This window comes from Microbacterium sp. SLBN-146 (assembly GCF_006715145.1).
In the GTDB taxonomy this organism is placed as follows: Bacteria; Actinomycetota; Actinomycetes; order Actinomycetales; family Microbacteriaceae; genus Microbacterium.
Map to the genome: position 1 here is coordinate 2184156 of NZ_VFMR01000001.1, position 18577 is coordinate 2202732.

General features: G+C 67.6%; 16 protein-coding genes and 1 tRNA gene. 13 read left to right on the forward strand and 4 right to left on the reverse strand.

Annotated features, from left to right (window positions below):
• Nucleotides 1-99: 99 nt before the first annotated feature.
• The 3 genes from FBY39_RS09450 (at nt 100) to FBY39_RS09460 (ending at nt 2855) form a co-directional block, all read left to right on the forward strand.
• Nucleotides 100-801 (forward strand): metal-dependent transcriptional regulator, encoded by a 702-nt coding sequence (locus tag FBY39_RS09450; RefSeq protein WP_141932066.1) that lies wholly within the window; start codon nt 100-102, stop codon nt 799-801.
• A 352-nt stretch (nt 802-1153) separates the two neighbouring features.
• The gene (locus FBY39_RS09455; protein WP_313901691.1) at nt 1154-1918 is read left to right on the forward strand and encodes a M23 family metallopeptidase; all 765 of its coding nucleotides are present in this window, start codon (nt 1154-1156) and stop codon (nt 1916-1918) included.
• A gap of 439 nt (nt 1919-2357) precedes the next feature.
• Nucleotides 2358-2855, forward strand: a complete 498-nt coding sequence (locus FBY39_RS09460) for an HNH endonuclease (protein ID WP_141932068.1) — start codon at nt 2358-2360, stop codon at nt 2853-2855.
• A 6-nt stretch (nt 2856-2861) separates the two neighbouring features.
• On the opposite strand, the gene FBY39_RS09465 is transcribed toward FBY39_RS09460, so the two are convergent.
• Complete coding sequence (locus FBY39_RS09465; RefSeq protein WP_141932069.1) at nt 2862-3365, reverse strand: MarR family winged helix-turn-helix transcriptional regulator; 504 nt, start codon at nt 3363-3365, stop codon at nt 2862-2864.
• Nucleotides 3366-3404: 39 nt separating this feature from the next.
• Here FBY39_RS09465 and FBY39_RS09470 point away from each other — a divergent pair, with 39 nt between their 5' ends.
• The 5 genes from FBY39_RS09470 (at nt 3405) to FBY39_RS09490 (ending at nt 11036) form a co-directional block, all read left to right on the forward strand.
• Nucleotides 3405-4328 (forward strand): DMT family transporter, encoded by a 924-nt coding sequence (locus tag FBY39_RS09470; protein ID WP_260837550.1) that lies wholly within the window; start codon nt 3405-3407, stop codon nt 4326-4328.
• Between the two features lie 12 nt (nt 4329-4340).
• Nucleotides 4341-4901 carry a cysteine hydrolase family protein gene (locus tag FBY39_RS09475; protein WP_141932070.1) on the forward strand — a complete coding sequence of 187 codons (561 nt, stop codon included), beginning with the start codon at nt 4341-4343 and terminating at the stop codon, nt 4899-4901.
• A gap of 86 nt (nt 4902-4987) precedes the next feature.
• Complete coding sequence (locus FBY39_RS09480; protein WP_260837553.1) at nt 4988-5731, forward strand: hypothetical protein; 744 nt, start codon at nt 4988-4990, stop codon at nt 5729-5731.
• Between the two features lie 2 nt (nt 5732-5733).
• The gene (locus FBY39_RS09485) at nt 5734-7419 is read left to right on the forward strand and encodes a DNA polymerase Y family protein (RefSeq protein ID WP_141932071.1); all 1686 of its coding nucleotides are present in this window, start codon (nt 5734-5736) and stop codon (nt 7417-7419) included.
• Nucleotides 7419-11036 carry an error-prone DNA polymerase gene (locus tag FBY39_RS09490; RefSeq protein ID WP_141932072.1) on the forward strand — a complete coding sequence of 1206 codons (3618 nt, stop codon included), beginning with the start codon at nt 7419-7421 and terminating at the stop codon, nt 11034-11036. The genes FBY39_RS09485 and FBY39_RS09490 overlap by 1 nt, the downstream gene beginning before the upstream one ends.
• A 48-nt stretch (nt 11037-11084) precedes the next feature.
• Here the strand turns inward: FBY39_RS09490 and FBY39_RS09495 are convergent, their stop codons facing one another.
• The 3 genes from FBY39_RS09495 to FBY39_RS09505 all read right to left on the reverse strand — a co-directional run bounded on the left by FBY39_RS09495 (nt 11085) and on the right by FBY39_RS09505 (nt 13504).
• On the reverse strand, nt 11085-11369 hold the full coding sequence (locus FBY39_RS09495; RefSeq protein ID WP_141932073.1) for a Fe-S cluster assembly protein HesB: 285 nt from the start codon (nt 11367-11369) through the stop codon (nt 11085-11087).
• Nucleotides 11370-11504: 135 nt separating this feature from the next.
• Nucleotides 11505-12326, reverse strand: a complete 822-nt coding sequence (locus FBY39_RS09500) for an endo alpha-1,4 polygalactosaminidase (protein ID WP_141932074.1) — start codon at nt 12324-12326, stop codon at nt 11505-11507.
• A gap of 29 nt (nt 12327-12355) precedes the next feature.
• A complete protein-coding gene (locus FBY39_RS09505; RefSeq protein WP_141932075.1) occupies nt 12356-13504 on the reverse strand; it encodes an SLC13 family permease in 1149 nt (382 codons plus the stop codon).
• A 93-nt stretch (nt 13505-13597) separates the two neighbouring features.
• Here FBY39_RS09505 and FBY39_RS09510 point away from each other — a divergent pair.
• The 5 genes from FBY39_RS09510 to FBY39_RS09530 all read left to right on the forward strand — a co-directional run bounded on the left by FBY39_RS09510 (nt 13598) and on the right by FBY39_RS09530 (nt 18572).
• Nucleotides 13598-13669, forward strand: a tRNA-Arg gene (locus tag FBY39_RS09510).
• 223 nt (nt 13670-13892) lie between these two features.
• Nucleotides 13893-14849, forward strand: coding sequence for a NaeI family type II restriction endonuclease (locus FBY39_RS09515; RefSeq protein WP_160133063.1), 957 nt, complete (start codon nt 13893-13895; stop codon nt 14847-14849).
• A gap of 53 nt (nt 14850-14902) precedes the next feature.
• Complete coding sequence (locus FBY39_RS09520; RefSeq protein WP_260837572.1) at nt 14903-16219, forward strand: DNA cytosine methyltransferase; 1317 nt, start codon at nt 14903-14905, stop codon at nt 16217-16219.
• Between the two features lie 222 nt (nt 16220-16441).
• Nucleotides 16442-16639 (forward strand): hypothetical protein, encoded by a 198-nt coding sequence (locus FBY39_RS09525; RefSeq protein ID WP_141932077.1) that lies wholly within the window; start codon nt 16442-16444, stop codon nt 16637-16639.
• Between the two features lie 877 nt (nt 16640-17516).
• On the forward strand, nt 17517-18572 hold the full coding sequence (locus tag FBY39_RS09530; protein ID WP_141932078.1) for a nucleotidyltransferase domain-containing protein: 1056 nt from the start codon (nt 17517-17519) through the stop codon (nt 18570-18572).
• The last annotated feature ends 5 nt before the right edge of the window (nt 18573-18577 follow it).

Consider the following 18577-nt stretch of genomic DNA (forward strand, 5'->3'; position numbering starts at 1 on the left):
GGCGACATGCCTCCGCCGCGCGGCGCCCCGTGACGCCTCCGGTGTCGTCGGGGGCAGATAGGCTGTCCTTACCTGCTTCCCAGTGCGCGAGGACTCTGCATGACCGATCTCATCGACACCACCGAGATGTATCTGCGCACGATCCTCGAGCTCGAGGAGGAGCAGATCCAGCCGCTGCGTGCGCGGATCTCGGAGCGTCTGGGGCACTCGGGTCCGACCGTGTCGCAGACGGTGGGGCGCATGGAGCGCGACGGTCTCGTCGTCGTGTCCGACGACCGGACGCTTCAGCTCACCGATGCCGGTCGCCAGAAGGCCATCGACGTCATGCGCAAGCACCGTCTCGCCGAACGCCTCCTCTCCGATGTCATCGGGCTCGACTGGGCGTATGTCCACGAAGAGGCGTGCCGGTGGGAGCACGTCATGAGCGAGCAGGTGGAGCGCCGCCTCATCGAGCTTCTGGGGCACCCGACCGAGTCGCCGTACGGCAACCCGATCCCCGGTCTCGACCAGCTCGGAGACGTGCCCGCGAACAACTTCGACCAGGGCGTCGTCGGTCTCGTCGCCAAGCTCAACGCCGCGGGCGAGCCGATCTCTGGCACCGTTCGTCGCCTCGCTGAGCCGGCCCAAGTCGACCCCGAACTGCTGCAGCAGCTCAAGAGTGCGGGTGTCCTTCCCGGAGCCAGCGGCGACTACCGCTACAACGAGGGTTACGTCCTCGTGCAGATGCACGGCAACGACGAAGGGCTCGAACTTCCCGTCGAGCTGGCATCCCATATCTTCCTCGTCGACGAGGTTCGCTGACCCACATCTTGGGGTTCGCGGCACGGTGAACGTGACAGATTCGTTACCTTCCGGTAGCCTCAGACAGTCCGCAGGCGAGAAGCCCCGCCGAAGGACTCCGCGAAGATTGCCTCTCCGGCTCGTCGTTTTCGCGGTCAAACCCGCACATCGTGCCCCGAACACCGAGTGTTGACGAGCCAGCGCCCCCGGCGCAGAGGCGCCGGAGGTCAGTTTGACTGAAGAGAACGAATCGTCCGCGATCGAGTCCGAGGTGGACGCCGCCGTCCCCGCACGACGCGATCGCTCGGCAAGAAGTCTCAAGAAGAAGAGTCCCCGCTCACCGCGCCCCGCACGTCCGGCGTCCCGAACCGCCGTGAGCACCCGAAGCGCCGCGAAGCCCCGAGCTGCCGCAAAACCCCTGCGCAGCTTCGTGATCCTCGCCATGGTCGGCGGACTCGTCGCAACCGTCGCGATTCCCGCGTACTCCGCCAGCACGCGCCTTCCCGCTGCGGAAGCGCAGACGCTTCAGCAGAGCGCGGCCGGTGACGCCCAGTCGCTCGTCGTCGCCTCGAACGCCCTGACGGCGGATCTGTCGCGTCAGAGCTACTCGGCGACGACCGAAGACGAGATCAACAAGAAGAAGGCGGCTGAGGCTGCGGCCGCGGCGGCAGCAGCGCGTGCACGTGCGCAGGTCTCTTCCGTGGCATCCGTCCCCGTCAACGTCAACCTGGTCTCACCGGGTACGGGGGAGGTGCGCTGGCCGATCCTGAACTTCACGAAGGGCCGTGGCCTCGGCGACTCCGGATACCACCAGGGCGTCGACCTGCTCGCCCCGGGCGGAACGCCGCTCTACGCGGCCGCCGCGGGCGTCGTGCGTATCTCGCAGGAGGCCTACGGCGGATACGGTGTCGCGGTTGTCATCGACCACGTCATCGGCGGACAGCGCGTCTCGACGCTTTACGGCCACATGACGTACGGCAGCCGCCAGGTCGTGTCGGGTCAGTCCGTCGAAGCGGGCCAGATCATCGGCCTCGTCGGCAGCACCGGCAGCTCGACCGCCAACCACCTCCACTTCGAGGTGCGTATCAACAACGGCATCGTCGACCCCTGGGCCTGGCTCGTCGCCAACGCCGGCTGATCCGGGCGTCGCTCCGGCCTCGCCCGGTCGGAGGATGGGCCGTTTGTCGGAGTTTGCGGGCCGGATGGCTCCGACCGGAGTGCGATTCTCCGACCGCCGCACGACCGCCGCGCACGCGCCACGGCTCCAGAAACGCGGTGCGTTGCCGACACGCAACCGTGCGTTCACCCCGGGAACGACCCTCGTCGGCCGTGCGTGGGTTAGCCTGTTCCCGACTCTGAGAGAAGCGGAGGGAGCCGATGGGCAGCAGTCCCCGCATTCGAACCACGGATGCATTGGGTCGCCTCGTCCTGCGGCATTGCACGAGCGGATGCCACGGTAGCTCCGTGGTGCCAAGGCGTTGTCTATAAGACAGCGCCTTTTTTCGTGCCCCGAAGCCGACCTCATCGTCGTAAACGAACAACCGAGAAGCCGTCCCGGCCGTTCGAGAGGATGAGGAATGCGCACTCTTGTGCTGAATGCGGGGTATGAACCCCTCGCGGTCGTGTCGTTCAAACGAGCCCTCGTGCTCGTCATGAACGAGAAGGCCACTGTCGTGGAACTCGTCGATGGTGATCCCGTCTGGGCAGCCCGAGGTTCTTACGAGAGACCCGCGGTGATCCTGCTGACCCGATACGTGCGGGTGCCCGGCGCGCGTCGCGTGCCCGTCACGAGACGCGGGGTGCTGCGGCGCGACGGACACCGGTGCGGCTACTGCGGAAAGGCGGCGTCGACCATCGACCACGTGCTTCCGCGGTCGCGCGGGGGAGCGGACTCGTGGGAGAACCTCGTCGCGTGTTGCCTGCGGTGCAACAACGTCAAGGGCGATCGCACGCCGCAGGAGATGCAGTGGGAGCTGCGCCTCAGCCCGCAGCCGCCGCGTGGCGGACAGTGGATGGTGCGCGGAGCCGAGCGTTCCGATCCGCGGTGGGAGCCGTATCTCGCCCTCGCGGCGTGAGTCCGATCAGCGGTCGTCGAGCAGCAGCAGCCAGCGTGTGAGGACACGCTCGAGGTCCGCGGCATCCGTTCGTCCTAGTTCGTCCACGAGACGGTGCTCGTTGGCGAGGTGCGCCGTGAAGGCGCGGTCGATGAGGTCGCGTCCTTCGGGGGTGAGCCGCACGATCCTGCGGCGGGCATCGGATGCTTCGGTCCGCCGCTCGACGAGTCCCCGGGCTTCGAGCCGGTCGACGCGCTTCGTCAGCCCGCCCGTCGTGACGAGGGTGTGGTCGGCGAGTTCCCCCGCTGCGCGCTCGTAGGGCTCTCCTGCGCGGCGGAGGGTCGCGAGCACGTCGAACTCCCCCTCGGAGAGTCCGAATTCGCCGTAGACGGCGACGAGGCGCTCCGTGAGTTCGAGGGCGACGCGGTGCAGGCGCCCGATGACGCCCTGCGGTGACGGGTCGAGATCGGGGCGTTCGCGACGCCATTCGCGCTGGATCTCGGCGACGCGGTCGAGGGGAGCGGCATCCATCCGTCCACTTTATCTTCCCGGTAAGGTAAAGTGTCTTCCGTGGAAGATAAGCGGTGGCGGTGGATCCTGATCACGGCGATCGCGCCGATCGCGTGGGGCGCGACGTACGTCGTGACGCGTCAGCTCCTTCCCGCAGACGCGCCGCTGTGGGGCGGCGTGCTGCGGGCGCTGCCGGCCGGACTCCTCCTGCTCCTCATCGCGCGGCGCCTGCCGAGGGGATCGTGGTGGTGGCGCTCGCTCGTGCTCGGGACGCTCAACGTGGGCGGCTTCTTCGTGCTCATCTACGTCGCAGGCCAGCGGCTGCCGTCGAGTCTCGCGGCGACCCTCATGTCGACATCGGCGGCGTGCATGCTGCTGTTCGCGTGGCTGCTGCTCAAGCGGCGGCCGCGGCTCGCGGCGGTTGCCGGTGCCGGGATCGGGCTCGTGGGCGTCGGGATCATGCTCGGCTTCGACCTCGGGGCGGCGGATGCGTGGGGAGTCGCCGCGTCGCTCGGAGCGATGGTCGCGTCGTCGCTGGGGTTCGTTCTCACGGCGCGGTGGGGCTCCGATGTGCCGGCGCTGCCGATGGCGAGCTGGCAGCTCATCGGAGGATCGGTCGTGCTGCTTCCGGCTGCGCTGCTCATCGAGGGGGCGCCTCCTACGCTCACGGTCACGTCGGCGCTCGGGTTCGCGTTCGTCTCGCTCGTCGCGACGGCGCTCGCATACGTCGCGTGGTTCACGGGACTCCGACGCCTCTCGCCGGGGGTCGTAGGGATCGTCGGGCTCCTCAATCCCGTTACGGGAGTCGTGCTGGGGGTCGCGGTGGCAGGAGAGGCGTTCGGTCTCGCGCAGGGGGTCGGGATCGCGCTCGTGCTCGGGGGTATCGCGCTCGGGGCGCTGCCTCCGAAGGGGTCCCGCCAGCGATCGGCGGTTTCGCGACGGCATCCGGCAGTCCCGGCCACCGGCGGGTCGCGCGTGGCGTGATGGGATGGGGGCATGACTCGTGCTCTCCTCGTGATCGATATGCAGCGTGCCTTCGACGACCTCGACTTCTGGGGTGCGACGACCAACCCCGCCTGCGAGGGCAACGTCGCGGCGCTCCTCGAGGTCTGGAAGGGGTCGGGGGAGCCGATCGTGGTCGTGCGGCACGACTCGACCTCGGAGGGGTCGCCGCTCGCACCCGGCAACCCGGGCAACGTGCTCGTCGACCCCGTCGCGGCCGTCGAGCCGGCGCTCTTCGTCACGAAGAACGTGAACTCCGCGTTCTATGGCGACCCCGATCTGCACGCGTGGCTGCAGGAGAACGGCATCACGCAGGTGGTGCTGTGCGGCATCCAGACCAACATGTGCGTCGAGACGACAGCGCGGATGGCGGGGAACCTCGGATACGACGTGACGGTCGCGCTGGATGCCACGCGCACGTTCGACCTCGAGACCGAGATTCCCGGCCTCGGCACCGTGACCCGCAGCGCCGACGAGCTCATGGCGACGACGGCTCTCGGCCTGCAGGCGGGCGGGTTCGCGCGCATCGCGACGACGGCGCAGCTCACGGGGTAGCCTTGTCTCGAACATAAGTGTCGGAAGTGCCCCGTATCGTCGTTCTCACAGTTGAGAGTCTAGAACATCTGTTCTAGCCTGTGGGAATGAGGGGCAGCATGCAGTCGACGGCTACGCGTGCATCCGCTGATGAACTGCAGCGTCTTCGTGCGCAGGTCGATCGGATGCAGGGGCGCAAGCTCGATGCGCCCGTGCTGCCCGTCGCACCGCCGCTCGCGGAGCTTCTTCCCGGGGGTGGTCTGCGTCCGGGGGCGGCCTATTCGCTCTCTTCGTCGACGTCGCTCCTGCTCGCGCTTCTCGCACAGGCATCGCAGACGGGATCGTGGTGCGGTGTCGTCGGGATGCCGCGGCTCGGCGCCGAAGCGGCGGAGTCGATGGGGGTCGACCTGTCGCGGCTCGTGCTCGTTCCCGATCCCGGGCAGCGCTGGCTCGCCGTGACGGCGACGATCGCCGACGTGCTGCCCGTCGTGGCCGTGCGTCCGTCGGGGCGCGCGCCCGACGGCGAGATCTCGCGGCTCGCGGGGAGGCTCCGCGAGCGCGGGGCCGTGCTGCTCGTGCAGGGTCCCTGGCCGCAGGCCGAGGCGGTGCTCGAGGTCGGAGAGCCGGGGTGGGCGGGTCTCGGGCGCGGGCACGGCTACCTCGCGGAGCGCACGGTCACGGTGACGTCGTCGTCCCGGCGCTGGCCCGTCGCGCGTCGGCGGCGCCTGTTGCTTCCGGATGCCGCGGGCCGGATCGCCGAGGCGCCGTCGCTGCTCTCGCGGGTCGAGCCGCGGCCCGAGGTGGTGGCCGATCCTGCCGAGCGCCGTGACGTGTGGTCGAAGGCGGGATAGCCGTGGCCGTCGATGCACCCGAGCGGAGCCTCGTGCTGTGGTTCCCCGACTGGCCCGTCACGGCGCTCACGCGAGCCGCCGCGACGGAGGCTCCGACGCGCACGTCTGCGGGGGGTCGGGGGAGGCGGGCATCCGGCACGACGGCGGGGTCGTCGTCCGACAGGCCGGAGCCGCTCGACCCCCGGCTTCCGATCGCGGTCGTCGAGGCGAACCAGGTCGTCGCCTGCTCGGCGGCGGCGCGGGCTGACGGCGTGCGGCGGGGGCAACGGCGGCGCGACGCGCAGGCGCGGTGTCCGGCGCTGCGGATCGTGCCGGCCGACATCGCCCGCGACCAGCGCGCCTTCGCGCCGCTCATCGCGGCAATCGAGGACCGGGCGCCCGGTGTGCAGCTCGTGCGGCCGGGGCTCTGCGCCCTCCGTGCCCGCGGACCGGCCCGCTACTACGGCGGCGAGGAGCAGTCGGCGCGCGTGCTCGTCGAGGCGCTGCGGGGTCTCGGGATCGAGGATGTGCGGGCGGGGATCGCCGACGGTCCCTTCACGGCCGAGCAAGCCGCGACGGCCGGCTCGACCGCGAGGGAGCCGGTCTTCATCGTGCCCGCGGGTGGGGCGGCAGGCTTCCTCGCGCCGCTGTCGGTGAGCGTGCTTGACTCGACGGCGCTCGCGGCGGTCGCCCCGCCGAAGGGCGGACGCACCTCGGCGAGCGACGACCTCGTCGGACTCCTCGCGCGCCTCGGGGTCCAGACGCTTGGCGCGTTCGCCGCGATGCCCGAGGAGCGGGTGCGAGAGAGGTTCGGGCCACGCGGCATCCGTCTTCACGACCTCGCGGCCGGAAGCGATTCGCGTCCCGTACAGCCACGCACCCCGCCGCCCGAGCTGCATCGCGAAGTGGCGTTCGAGCCGCCCGTCGAGATCGCCGACCAGGTGGCGTTCGGCATGCGCGTCGCCGCCGACGATTTCATCCAGGGTCTCGGCGCGATCGACCTCGTGTGCACCGAGCTGCGCGTCGAGCTCGTGGGCGACCGGGGCGAACGCAGCGAGCGGGTGTGGCTGCATCCGGCGTCGTTCGACTCCGCCGCGATCGTCGACCGCGTGAGGTGGCAGCTCGGCGAAGACGCGGAGGGCCTGCGGAGCGGTGTGACGCTCGTGCGGATCTCTCCCGAGGCGGTGGATGCGGCATCCCATCACCGTCCCGCGATCTTCGGATCGGGGCCGGAAGAGCGGGTGCACCACGCCCTCTCGCGCGTGCAGGCGATGCTCGGGCATCGGGCCGTCGTGACGCCCGAGATCGGCGGAGGGCGCTGGCTCACCGAGCGGCAGGTGCTCGTGCCGTGGGGTGACCGGGTCGTGCTCGCGAAGGAGCGGGGGCGTCCGTGGCCGGGGAGCCTTCCCGACCCGCTGCCGACGACCGTGTTCGCCGAGCCGCCGACGGTCGAGGTGACGACGCTCGGAGGGTATGCCGTCGAGATCGACGAGCGCGGCGCTCTCTCAGCGGCGCCGGGTGTGCTCGTCGAGGGCGGCAGGCGGCGGGCGATCGAGTCGTGGGCGGGTCCGTGGCCGATCGTCGAGCGCAGCTGGGACCCCGTCCGCGCGCGCCGGGCGCATCGGTTCCAGGTCGTCGATGCCGACGGGGCCGCGTGGCTCCTCGTCTGCGAGAACGGCGGCTGGACGATCGAGGGGGCATACGACTGATGGGGTTCAACAACCCGTCGGTGCCGTGGGCCGAGCTCGAGAGGGTGCTCAGCGATCGGCGGCGACCCACTGAGATCCCTACGGGCGCGAACGGCGGCGACAGTCCCGCGTGGTCGCGCAAGCGTGGTCCGTACGTGCCGGTGCCGATCGAGCGTCCCGTCGACGCCGTGCCGTATGCCGAACTGCACGCGCATTCGTCGTACTCGTTCCTCGACGGAGCCTCCTCGCCCGAAGAGCTCGCCGAGGAGGCCGAGGCGCTCGGGCTGCACGCGCTCGCCGTCACCGACCACGACGGCTTCTACGGCATCGTGCGGTTCGCCGAGGCCGCCGAGTCACTCCAGCTCAAGACGGTGTTCGGCGCCGAACTCTCGCTCGGGCATCAAGACCGGTCGCCGACTCCGCAGCGGAGGGGCGAGGCCGACCCGCTCGGATCCCACCTGCTCGTGCTCGCCCGCGGCGAAGAGGGATACCACCGGCTCGCGGGAGCCATCACGCACGCGCAGCTCCGCGGTGCCGAAAAGGGGCGGCCGCTCTACGACCTCGACGAGCTCGCCGATCAGCTGGGCGAGCACGCCGTGATCCTGACGGGATGCCGCAAGGGCAGCGTCCGTCGCGCGCTCGCCGCCGCAGGGCCCGAGGCGGCCGCCGACGAACTCGACCTGCTCGTGCAGCGCTTCGGCCGCGATGCCGTGCACGTCGAGCTGTTCGATCACGGCAATCCACTCGATACGCGCGAGAACGACCTGCTCGCCGCGATTGCCCGCGAACGGGGACTGCCGCTCGTCGCGACGAACAACGTGCACTACTCGGTGCCCAAGCGGCAGCTGCTCGCGGCAGCCGTCGCCGCGGTCCGCGCCAATCGCGGGCTCGACGAGCTCGACGGGTGGCTTCCCGTCCACTCGGGTGCGCACCTGCGGTCAGGACTCGAGATGGTGGAGCGGTTCGCGCGGCATCCCGATGCCGTCGCCCGCACGGTTCCCCTCGCCGACGAGATCGCCTTTTCGCTGCGGCGTGCGAAGCCCGCGCTGCCGAAGCAGGAGGTTCCCGAGGGGCACACGCCGATGACGTGGCTGCGGCACCTCGTGTGGGAGGCTGTGCCCCGCAAGTACCCCGACCTGAAGGACGAAGACCGGGAGCGCATCGAGCGCGAGCTCGGAGTCATCGAGCTGAAGGACTTTCCGGGGTACTTCCTCATCGTGCACGGGATCGTGCAGGAGGCCCGGCGCCGCGGCATCCTGTGTCAGGGGCGCGGATCCGCCGCCAACAGCGCCATCTGCTACCTGCTCGACATCACGGCGGTCGATGCGATCGCCTACCGGTTGCCGTTCGAGCGGTTCCTGTCGTCGCTGCGCGATGAGGAGCCCGACATCGATGTCGACTTCGACTCCGACCGGCGCGAAGAGATCATCCAGTGGGTGTACGAGAAGTACGGGCGCGATCGGGCCGCGCAGGTGGCGAACGTCATCCAGTACCGGCCGAAGAACGCCGTCCGCGACATGGCGAAGGCGCTCGGGCACTCGCCCGGCCAGCAGGACGCGTGGTCGAAGCAGGTCGACCGGTGGAGCGGCGGTTTCGATACCGGCTCAGTCGGGGGAAAGCACGACACGAGCCACGACATCCCGGATCGGGTGATCGAGTTCGCCGCGGAGCTGCTGAAGGCGCCGCGGCATCTCGGGATCCACTCGGGCGGCATGGTGCTCACCGACCGGCCCGTCGGCGAAGTCGTGCCGATCGAGCACGCGCGCATGGAGAACCGCACGGTCATCCAGTGGGACAAAGACGACGCCGCGTGGATGGGGCTCGTCAAGTTCGATCTGCTGGGGCTCGGGATGCTGGCAGCGTTGCAGTACTGCTTCGACATGATCCGCGAGTCGACGGGTGAGGACTGGGAGCTGTCGACCCTGCCGAAGGAGGAGCAGGGCGTCTACGACATGCTGTGCCGTGCGGATTCGATCGGGGTGTTCCAGGTCGAGTCGCGCGCGCAGATGGGGTTGTTGCCACGCCTGCAGCCTCGGCAGTACTACGACCTCGTGGTCGAGATCGCGCTCATCCGGCCGGGGCCGATCCAGGGTGGCGCGGTGCATCCGTTCGTCCGGCGCAAGCTCGGCCACGAGAAGGTGACGTACCCGCATCCGAAGCTCGAGCCGGTGCTCGAGCGCACGCTCGGGGTGCCGGTGTTCCAGGAGCAGCTCATGCAGATGGCGGTCGCGATCGGTGAGGTGAGTGGTGAGGATGCCGACCTCTTGCGTCGTGCGATGGGGTCGAAGCGCGGGGTGGAGCGCATCGAGTCGCTCAAACAGAAGCTGTATGAGGGCATGGCGAAGAACGGCCTGGTGGGCGATGATGCCGATGCGATCTATGCGAAGATCCAGGCGTTCGCGAACTTCGGTTTCGCCGAGTCGCACTCGCTGTCGTTCGGTCTGCTCGTCTACGCGAGTTCGTGGATCAAGCTGCACTATCCGGGTGCGTTCCTCGCGGGTCTGCTGCGCGCCCAGCCGATGGGCTTCTACTCACCCGCGACTCTCGTCGCCGACGCCCGCCGCCACGGCGTCGAGGTCCGCCGCCCCGACCTCCACCTCTCGGGCGTGGAGGCCCTCCTCGAGCCCGTCGCCGATGAGCCCGCCGCCCCACCAGACGAGCACGTTTCCGCTGGTCGAGTAGCCGGCGCAGCCGGCGTATCGAGACCCGCCCCCACGTACGAGGCCGCCCCCGACGCCCCCACCAACGAAGCCGGCACCCCAACCGCTGGTCGAGTAGCCGGCGCAGCCGGCGTATCGAGACCCGCCCCCACGTACGAAGCCAAACCACCCCCCACCGGCATGCCGTCCTGCACCCACCGCATCCAACCCCCCGTCCCTCCGTTCGACCCCAACACCCCCGACGACACCGCCGCCCACCGCCGCGACGGCGCGTTCGCCGTCCGCCTCGGCCTCGCCGGGGTCAAGGGCATCGGTGCGAAGGTCGCCGAGCGGATCGTGTCCGAAAGGGATGCCGCGGGCCCGTACCGCGATCTTCGCGACCTCGTCCGCCGCACGGGTGTCACGGGCCCGCAGCTCGAAGCGCTCGCCACTGCCGGCGCGTTCGACTGCCTCGGCATCGCCCGGCGCGAGGCGATCTGGCTCGCCGGCGCTGCCGCACAGGACCGCGTCGAATTCCTGCCCGACTCACTCGTGTCGGTGCAGCCGCCGTTGTTCACCGACCCGTCGAGCTACGACACACTCGCCGCCGACCTGTGGGCGACGGGCATCTCGGTCGACGACCATCCGATGACGCACTACCGTTCGGCGCTCGATGCGCGGGGTGTGCTGACGTCGCGCGAGCTGAGGTCGCACGAGAGTGGCCGGCGGGTCGAGGTCGCGGGGCTCGTGACTCACCGGCAGCGGCCGGCGACGGCATCCGGAATCACGTTCATCAACCTCGAAGACGAGCACGGTCTCGTGAACGTCATCTGCTCGGTGGGGGTGTGGAACCGCTACCGCCGGGTCGTGCGGGATTCACCGGCGCTCATCGTGCGGGGACTGCTGGAGCGGTCGATCGAGGGGGTGACGAATCTCGTGGCCGACCGGTTCGACGATCTGCGGGTGGGGGTGCACCACAACTCGCGGGACTTCCGTTAACGCCAGAGCGGGCCCCCGACGAATCGGGAGCCCGCTCTGTCACGCATCTCAGGCGCGGGTCGCGAGCGCGAAGCGCACGGATCCGTCCTGAGCAAGTTCTGCATCGAGGATGCGGTCTTCGAGTGCCGCGGCGGCGCCGGCGTCGAGAAACACCTGTGCTCCGTCGCTGGCGACGACGGTGTCGGTCGCCTCGGGCGCGGGTGCGACGCTGAGCTCGAAGCCTGCCTCGCCTCCCGTGTCGCGAATGCGGACTCCACCGTCGTCGGGGACGTTGGGAACACGCGAGACAATCGCCTTGACAGCCTCCGCCGCGGTGTCGGTCATCGTGAGCATGGTTGCTCTCCTTCCGGTTTGCGGGCATCGGACCGGCCACGATTCCGAGAATCCGGGCGATGTGCAAGCGTGTCGGCGCGATATCGCCCGACTCCCACCGGATACGGAGGTTCGCCGCGCCGGGGTCGATATGGTTCACCCGCGCGCGCAGAGAGCGAAGACATAGTCCTCGGATGCCGGTGTCGCCAGCCCCCGATCCCGCAGCACCGTGAGCTCCGGCGTCGCCGGGTCAGCGCACGCGTCGTCGAACGAGAAGCCCTCGACATCCGAGTACTCGATGTCGATGACGTGCTCGCCGTACACCGCCGTGTACGCCCCACATTCGTCGAACACGGCGCACTCTTCCGCAATCGCGAAGTCGAACCCCGCTGTGACGTGGAGGGTCTCGGCGTCTTCGGAGGCGTTCTTCTGCCCGGCCGCGAGTCCGCGCTCCTGGGCGATCTCGACGAGACGGGTCGCGAGCGCCAGGTTGTCGCCGAGAGTCAGCGCTCCCGCGCTGCGGGCGTAGGTGTCGAGGTTGTCGAACTCGACCGCGTCGTATCCGTCGTCGGCGCATCCCTCGATCCATGGCTCGACGATCGCGGCGATCGCATCCCGGGACTTCTCTGTCGATGTGTCGAGCAGAGCTTCATCGGGCCAGTTCGGATCGAACACGAGCTCACCGGCAGAGTCGCGCAGCAGCACCTCGTCGGGCCACGCATCGAGCTCGCCAGGCTGCGTCTGGAAGCCGTTGACGTAGCAGATCGAGTAGGCGCCCTCCGCGGGCGGGTCGCTGCGGTCACGCGCGACGACATCGATGCCATGGGGCGGGTCGTAGGCACCGCCGAGCTGGTAGTCGACCGCTCCGCTCGTCGGCGGCAACTGCACTCCGGTCGGGGGAGCGGATGCCGCGGCACACCCCGTCGCGACGAGACCCAGCGCGAGCACGGCGACAACAGCGAGGGAGGGGCGGTGCACCGTCTGACGGTACCCCGCGGGCGGGCGACTCAGAACGCGAGGGGGATGACCGCGAGGAACACGATCACCGGCGCCGCGCACAGGCCGAGGAGGGCGTAGCGGCCCCAGCTGATGGTGACGCCGACGGCTTCGAGGCGCTGGTGCCAGAGGAGGGTCGCGAGCGAGGCCCACGGGGTGATGAGCGAGCCGGCGTTAACGCCGACGAGCAGCGCGCCGAGGCGGGCGGGGGAGTTGGCGACGTTCTCGAGCGCGAGGTATGCGGGGAGGTTGTCGATCGCGTTCGCGCCGACGAGTGCCGTTCCCGCGAGGCGCCAGAGCGAGACGAGGTCGTCTCCGTGTCCGGCGATAGCGGCGATGACGGCGTCGGCGCCGAGCGACTGCAGTGCGCCGACGGTCAGGAAGAGCCCGGATGCGAAGACGACGAGCTGCCACGGAAGGAGGCTCGGCCGAACCGTCCGCGGTGCCCGCCAGAGGAAAACGGCGATGAGCACGACGGCGGCGACGGATGCCGGCATCCAGGGTGGGATTCCCGAGACGAGGAGGGGGAGAAGGATGCCGACGACGCACGCCGAGAAGATCAGCAACCCGCGATCGGCGATGGCGGGCGGGGGAGCGGGCTCGAAGTGGCCCGCGAGCGAACGGCGGCTGACGAGCGCGAGGATCGCGACGGTGACGACGATCGCGATGAGGGCCGACCATCCCATGAGTTGGATGAAGGCGAGCGGCCCGGGGGAGTCGAGTCGGTGCTCGGCGAGCAGGTTGGTGAGGTTCGAGACGGGAAGCGCGAGGGATGCCGTGTTCGCCAGCCACACCGTTGCGAGGGCGAACGGGAGGGGTGGCAGGCCGTTGGCGCGGGCGACGCCGACGACGACGGGGGTGAGGAGCACGGCCGTCGTATCGAGGGAGAGGAACGCCGTCGAGACGACGGCCATCGCGACGACGAGGAGCCAGAGGGTCCAGGTGCGTCCGCGCGAGATGCGTCCGAGGAACGACGCGATGACGTCGAAGAGGCCCGCCGTCGCGGCGAGTTCGGCGACGACCGTGATCGCAATGACGAACAGCAGGATCGGCCACACGCGGTCGAAGATCGAGCCGATCATCTCGGGCGGGAGGATGCCGGTGAGTGCAGCGACGATCCCGCACGCCAGCAGGCCCGCGCCCACGATCGCCAGTTTCACTCGTCAATCATGGTGGCTGTGGTGGATGCCGGTCGCGTCGGGGCGCGTGACACGCGGGTGCGGCAGGGCTCGGCGGCTAGACTGGGGCGGCCAGCCTCTGTAGCTCAGTGGAAGAGCCACTCCGTCCTAAGGAGCGGGTCGGGAGTTCGAATCTCTCCAGGGGCACCGTCTCTTTTTTGCTATGACCAGGGATTTATCTACTCTGTGGCGCTGCCGTCATGTCTCCCGGCACGCGGTTCGTCGTCTAAATGCCAGCCTCTTCAGTTCATGTGTTGGGTACGAGGTATCTCATGACGACGGCTCTGCGGCTACGCGCGCCCGTGTATCGCGGTTGCATCGATGTCGCCGGTCGACATCATGGATTCATTCACCAGGTAACGTCAACGGGGTGATCGTGGACTTCCCAATGGACCTCCCAGCGGATCCCGCCCGTGACGAGGTGGTAATCGACCTGAGGCGCCGCGACCCCGACGGGCAAGTCACGGGCCAAGTGCTTCGAGACACCTTCGATCAGCTCTACGACGGCGTGCGGACCCAGCGATATCGGTGGGACCAGCTCTTCAAGACAGAGAAGACCCACTTCGGAACGCTCGCCGAGATCAACCTTCAGCGGCAGTTTGAGTACGACGATGGCAGCAAACTCGATTTCAGCATTGCCGGACACGAAGTCGACGCCAAGTACAGTCAGACGCCGGGTGGATGGATGCTCCCGCCTGAGGCGATCGATGAGCTTTGCATGGTGATTACTGCGAGTGACCAGGCTTCGAAGTTTTCGGTAGGAGTCGTACGCGCCTCTGCGAGCCTACTGAACTCGGGCCAGAACCGAGACGCTAAACGGACGCTCTCAGCGGCCGGTCGAGCTTCGATCGTATGGCTTGCGCGACATGCGGAACTGCCTCCGAACACCCTTCTTCATATGACAGATGAGGACCTTGAGGCTGTCATGGGGGCGGGAGGTGGTACGGCACGCGTCTCGGAGCTGTTTCGCCGCACAATTGGCAGGGTGGTTGGACGGGCAGCGATCGCTACGGTCGCTGCCCAACTTGATGTGACGAGGCGGGTGCGTGGTGGTGAAAGCGGCTCACGAGACCCTCTTGCAAGGGAAGGTATTGTCATTCTGGGTGGAGCCTACGACTGGCAGCGCCAGGCTGCTCGCAATCTCGGCCTTCCTATCCCGCGCCGCACTGAGTACGTCGCGGGGTACGTCCGTCCCGCTCCTCAGGGATGGCGTGAGTTGGTCGCCCATGGTCCTTCCGGACTTGAAGTCGTCTCAGCTACGGCGGCAACGCGCGCGCCGTTCCCGTTGGCGTGGTACGGCGAGCGGCGGCACGGACCGCTGACCTGAGAGAACTCGGCGCGGGCGCTCCCAATGTCTGTGGCTCCTGAGAAACTGGTCTAATGATGGACGGACTCGGGCCCGAAGAGCGGCTGACAGCGGTGGAGATTTGCGCTGGGGCTGGCGGGCAGAGTCTTGGGCTCCACCTCGCCGGCTTCAGACACACGTTGGCTGTTGAGATCGATCGAGACGCCGCGGCGACTCTGGAGCGTAACTTGTCCCGCCTCGCCGAGAAGGAGGGGCATGAACCACCTCTGGTGGCAGTCGGAGATGTGGCCGACTCTTCGGTCTGGGATCCGCAGAGCTACACCGGTGTATCGCTGCTAGCGGGCGGTGTGCCCTGTCCGCCGTTCTCGATAGCGGGCAGGCAGCTTGGCTCGTCCGACGAGCGCGATCTATTTGCTTGGGCAGTCGAAGTCGCGGGCAAGATGAATCCAGACGCTGTGCTTCTCGAGAACGTACGCGGGCTATCCATGCCGCGGTTCGCGGGTTATAGACAGGCGGTGCTCGACCGTTTCGCGGAACTCGGCTACCGGGCTGACTGGCGCCTTCTTGAGGCCAAGGACTTCGGAGTGCCCCAGCTCCGCCCCCGCTTCATCTTGGTTGCTCTTCGGGAGGAGTTCGCACCCTACTTTGCATGGCCGGAGCCGATGCCGACTGTTCAGACGGTGGGCGCTGCCCTATACGACCTGATGGCGGCAAACGGATGGCAGGGTGCGGAAGCGTGGGCAAAGAGAGCGAACCGCGTTGCGCCCACGGTGGTCGGCGGTTCCAAGAAGCATGGTGGTCCCGATCTCGGCCCCACACGTGCCAAGCGCGAGTGGCGATCGTTAGGTGTCGACGGTTTGGGCATTGCTGACGCTGCGCCGGGACCAGACTCGCCTGCGGATCTCGTCCCCAAACTGACGAATCAGATGGTTGCACGGATCCAAGGGTGGGCAGGTCCCGCCTACGACTGGGATTTCGGAGACGGCAGAGGCCGAAAGACGACGACTTATCGACAGATTGGGAATGCCTTCCCGCCACCTATGGCGAGGGCGGTCGGCCTTGCTATCGCCTCTGCCCTCCGGAAGGAGGGACACCCAGCCGGTGATCACGGAACTCGCAGCCAGTACAGTGATGAGATTTATAGAGCCATGCGGGAGCACGGCGGGTATGTCTCACTGGCGGGTCTTCGAAGAGCGCTCGCCGGAACTTTGACCGAAGAGGAGATCGAACGTCGGATTGAGTTTCTGCAGCAGGACTTCGAGATCGACGTCCGCCAGCGTGGTGGTCTCCTCACCTATCGGCTCGGCAACTGGCGCGCCTTCCGTGGCCAGGATGACCACGCACGTCACGAGGCATTTGCGACAGATCGCCTCCGCTCGAAGATCAGCTGAAGAGCCATTGGGTGGCTGCTCGCGACAGGGGGCTGTGGAAGAGGGGACTGCTGCACGGATAGTGACATCTGATCTGGCTTGCCCGAGGGGTGGGCCTGGAAGGTTGTTGCTGTGCCCAAGCCCTATCCGAGCGAGTTCCGTGACGGCGTGGTGCGCGTCGCTCAGAACCGCGAGTCCGGAGTGACGATCTAGCAGATCGCGAGAGACTTCGGTGTCCACCCGATGACCCTGCAGAAGTGGTTGCAGCGCTCAAAAGTCGAGGATGGTTCCGTGTCCGGCGTTGCGGGCACAGAGTCGGCGGAGAATCGCGAGCTGCGCAAGCGTGTCCGGCTGCTCGAGCAAGAGAGCGAGGTCCTTCGTCGTGCGGCGGCGTATCCGTCGCAGGCGAACCTGCCGGAACGAGGTTCTACCCGCTCGTGATGGAGCTCGCCGCCGCAGGGATCCCTGTGACGGTGACGTGTCGGGTCCTCAAGCTCTCTCGCCAGCCCTACTACCGATGGATGGCTGCTCCCATCACCACGAGCGAGGTGGTGTAGGCGTATCGCGCGAACGCGTTGTTCGACGCGCACAAGGATGACCCCGAGTTCGGGCATCGACTGCTTGCAGACGAGGCCGCGGAGGCGGGTGAGGCGATGGCGGATCGGACCGCGTGGCGGATCGGATCAACCAACGGCTGGTTCAGCGCTTTCGGAAAGCCCAAGCGCGGCGGGGGCTACCGGCCCGGACCCGCGGTCCATGACCATCTCTGCGCCCTTACCGACGAGGACGGCAGAACGCGACATGTGTTCGCGGCCGAGGCGCCGAACGAGCTCTGACTCACCGACATCACGGAGCACGATACGAGTGAATGGAAGCTCTATCTCTGGTGATCAAGGACGTGTTGTCCGGTCGGATCGTGGGCTACTCGGTTGATTCGAGAATGAAGTCCAGATTGGCCGTCCAAGCGCTCGAGAACGCCGACGCCAGCCCCGACTCGGCGGATTGACGCCCATCGAGTTCGAGGTCATCATGAACACGACCGTCGCACTGGCGGCGTGACTAGAATCTGTCACCTATCCGTGCAGCAGTCCCATCGGAGGTTATCTGCTAGGCGCCGATGGTTGGGGTGACTTCGCGGCGCGATCCTTGGGGTGGGGCTCGAAGTCTATTCGGCTGTCAGGCAGCGGAGGTTGGTGAAGTATGCGCACTCGGCAACCGAGCTCTCGGTGCATGCCGAGGTCTCTCATGCATGGCATGCTGAAACTCGCGCACCGCGGTCCTGTCTTGTTCGATATGCTCGCCGAGATTGGGGGCAGCGATGGGGAACGGTCTGAGTGATGCGTTAGCGCGTGCCGGGTGGGAGGCACTTGAATTGCCGAATCTGGAGCGCTCGTTCACTCGAAGTCAGTCGTGCATCGCAAAGGCTCGTGATCATCTCGCTAGCGAGCTTGTTGATGCTGATCCACGTATTGATGTCGTTGTCTTTGGGTCACTCGCACGATACGAAATGACGGAGGCGTCGGATCTCGACTGGCTGGTCGTCGTGCATGCATTGCCGGACAAGCGCACATCAGTTGAGGCCGCGCTCGCCGCTGCCGATTCGCTGCGAGGTGTGATGAGTGGCGACGGCGGTGAGATTCGTGAGCACGGATCGAGCGGCGTCTTCGGGCAGATGGTGTCGGCGGTCGAACTGGTCGAGGTGATCGGACTCCAGGCAGACACGAATCACTCGCACACACGACGCATCTTGCTGATCGAGGAGTCGGTCTCTCTCCGAGACGAAGTGCTGCACCGCAACCTTCTAACAACGACGTTCCAAAGATACCTAGACGCACACCCGCCGACGTCGACTGGTGTCCCTCGATTCCTTCTGAACGACCTGCTTCGGTACTGGCGCACGGTGACGGTGGACTACCAGGCGAAGAGTCCCGCACAGTCCATGTACTCGCTCCGCTACTTGAAACTCATCGTCTCGCGAAAGCTCACATTCGCCGCATCCTTGCTCCCGCTGCTCGTGCTCGCCCTTCAGGAGCCTCGACCAGACGTGGAGGAGCTTGCCGAGAAGCTGTACGAGTCGTTTCGCCAACCCGCCCTTGTCAGACTCGTTGACTCTCTCGCCATTTTGAGCAAGATGTGCGCTGAGGTCGCTGATCCCGCCCAGCAAGTCTTGCGGATCGCAGAAGAGTTCAACGGTTTACTCGGTGACGCCGATTGGAGAGCGCGTATCAACGAGGCGAGCCGCCGTCCGAACCCTAAAGATCAGAATGAGTTCTCAGCCGCTCGGGCGCTCGGGCGCCTCCTGCAGGATAGTCTTGAGCGCATCTTCTTCGCTGAGCCGCTGCTGCCGTTGACGCGCAGCCTGCTACTGTTCTAGAATAT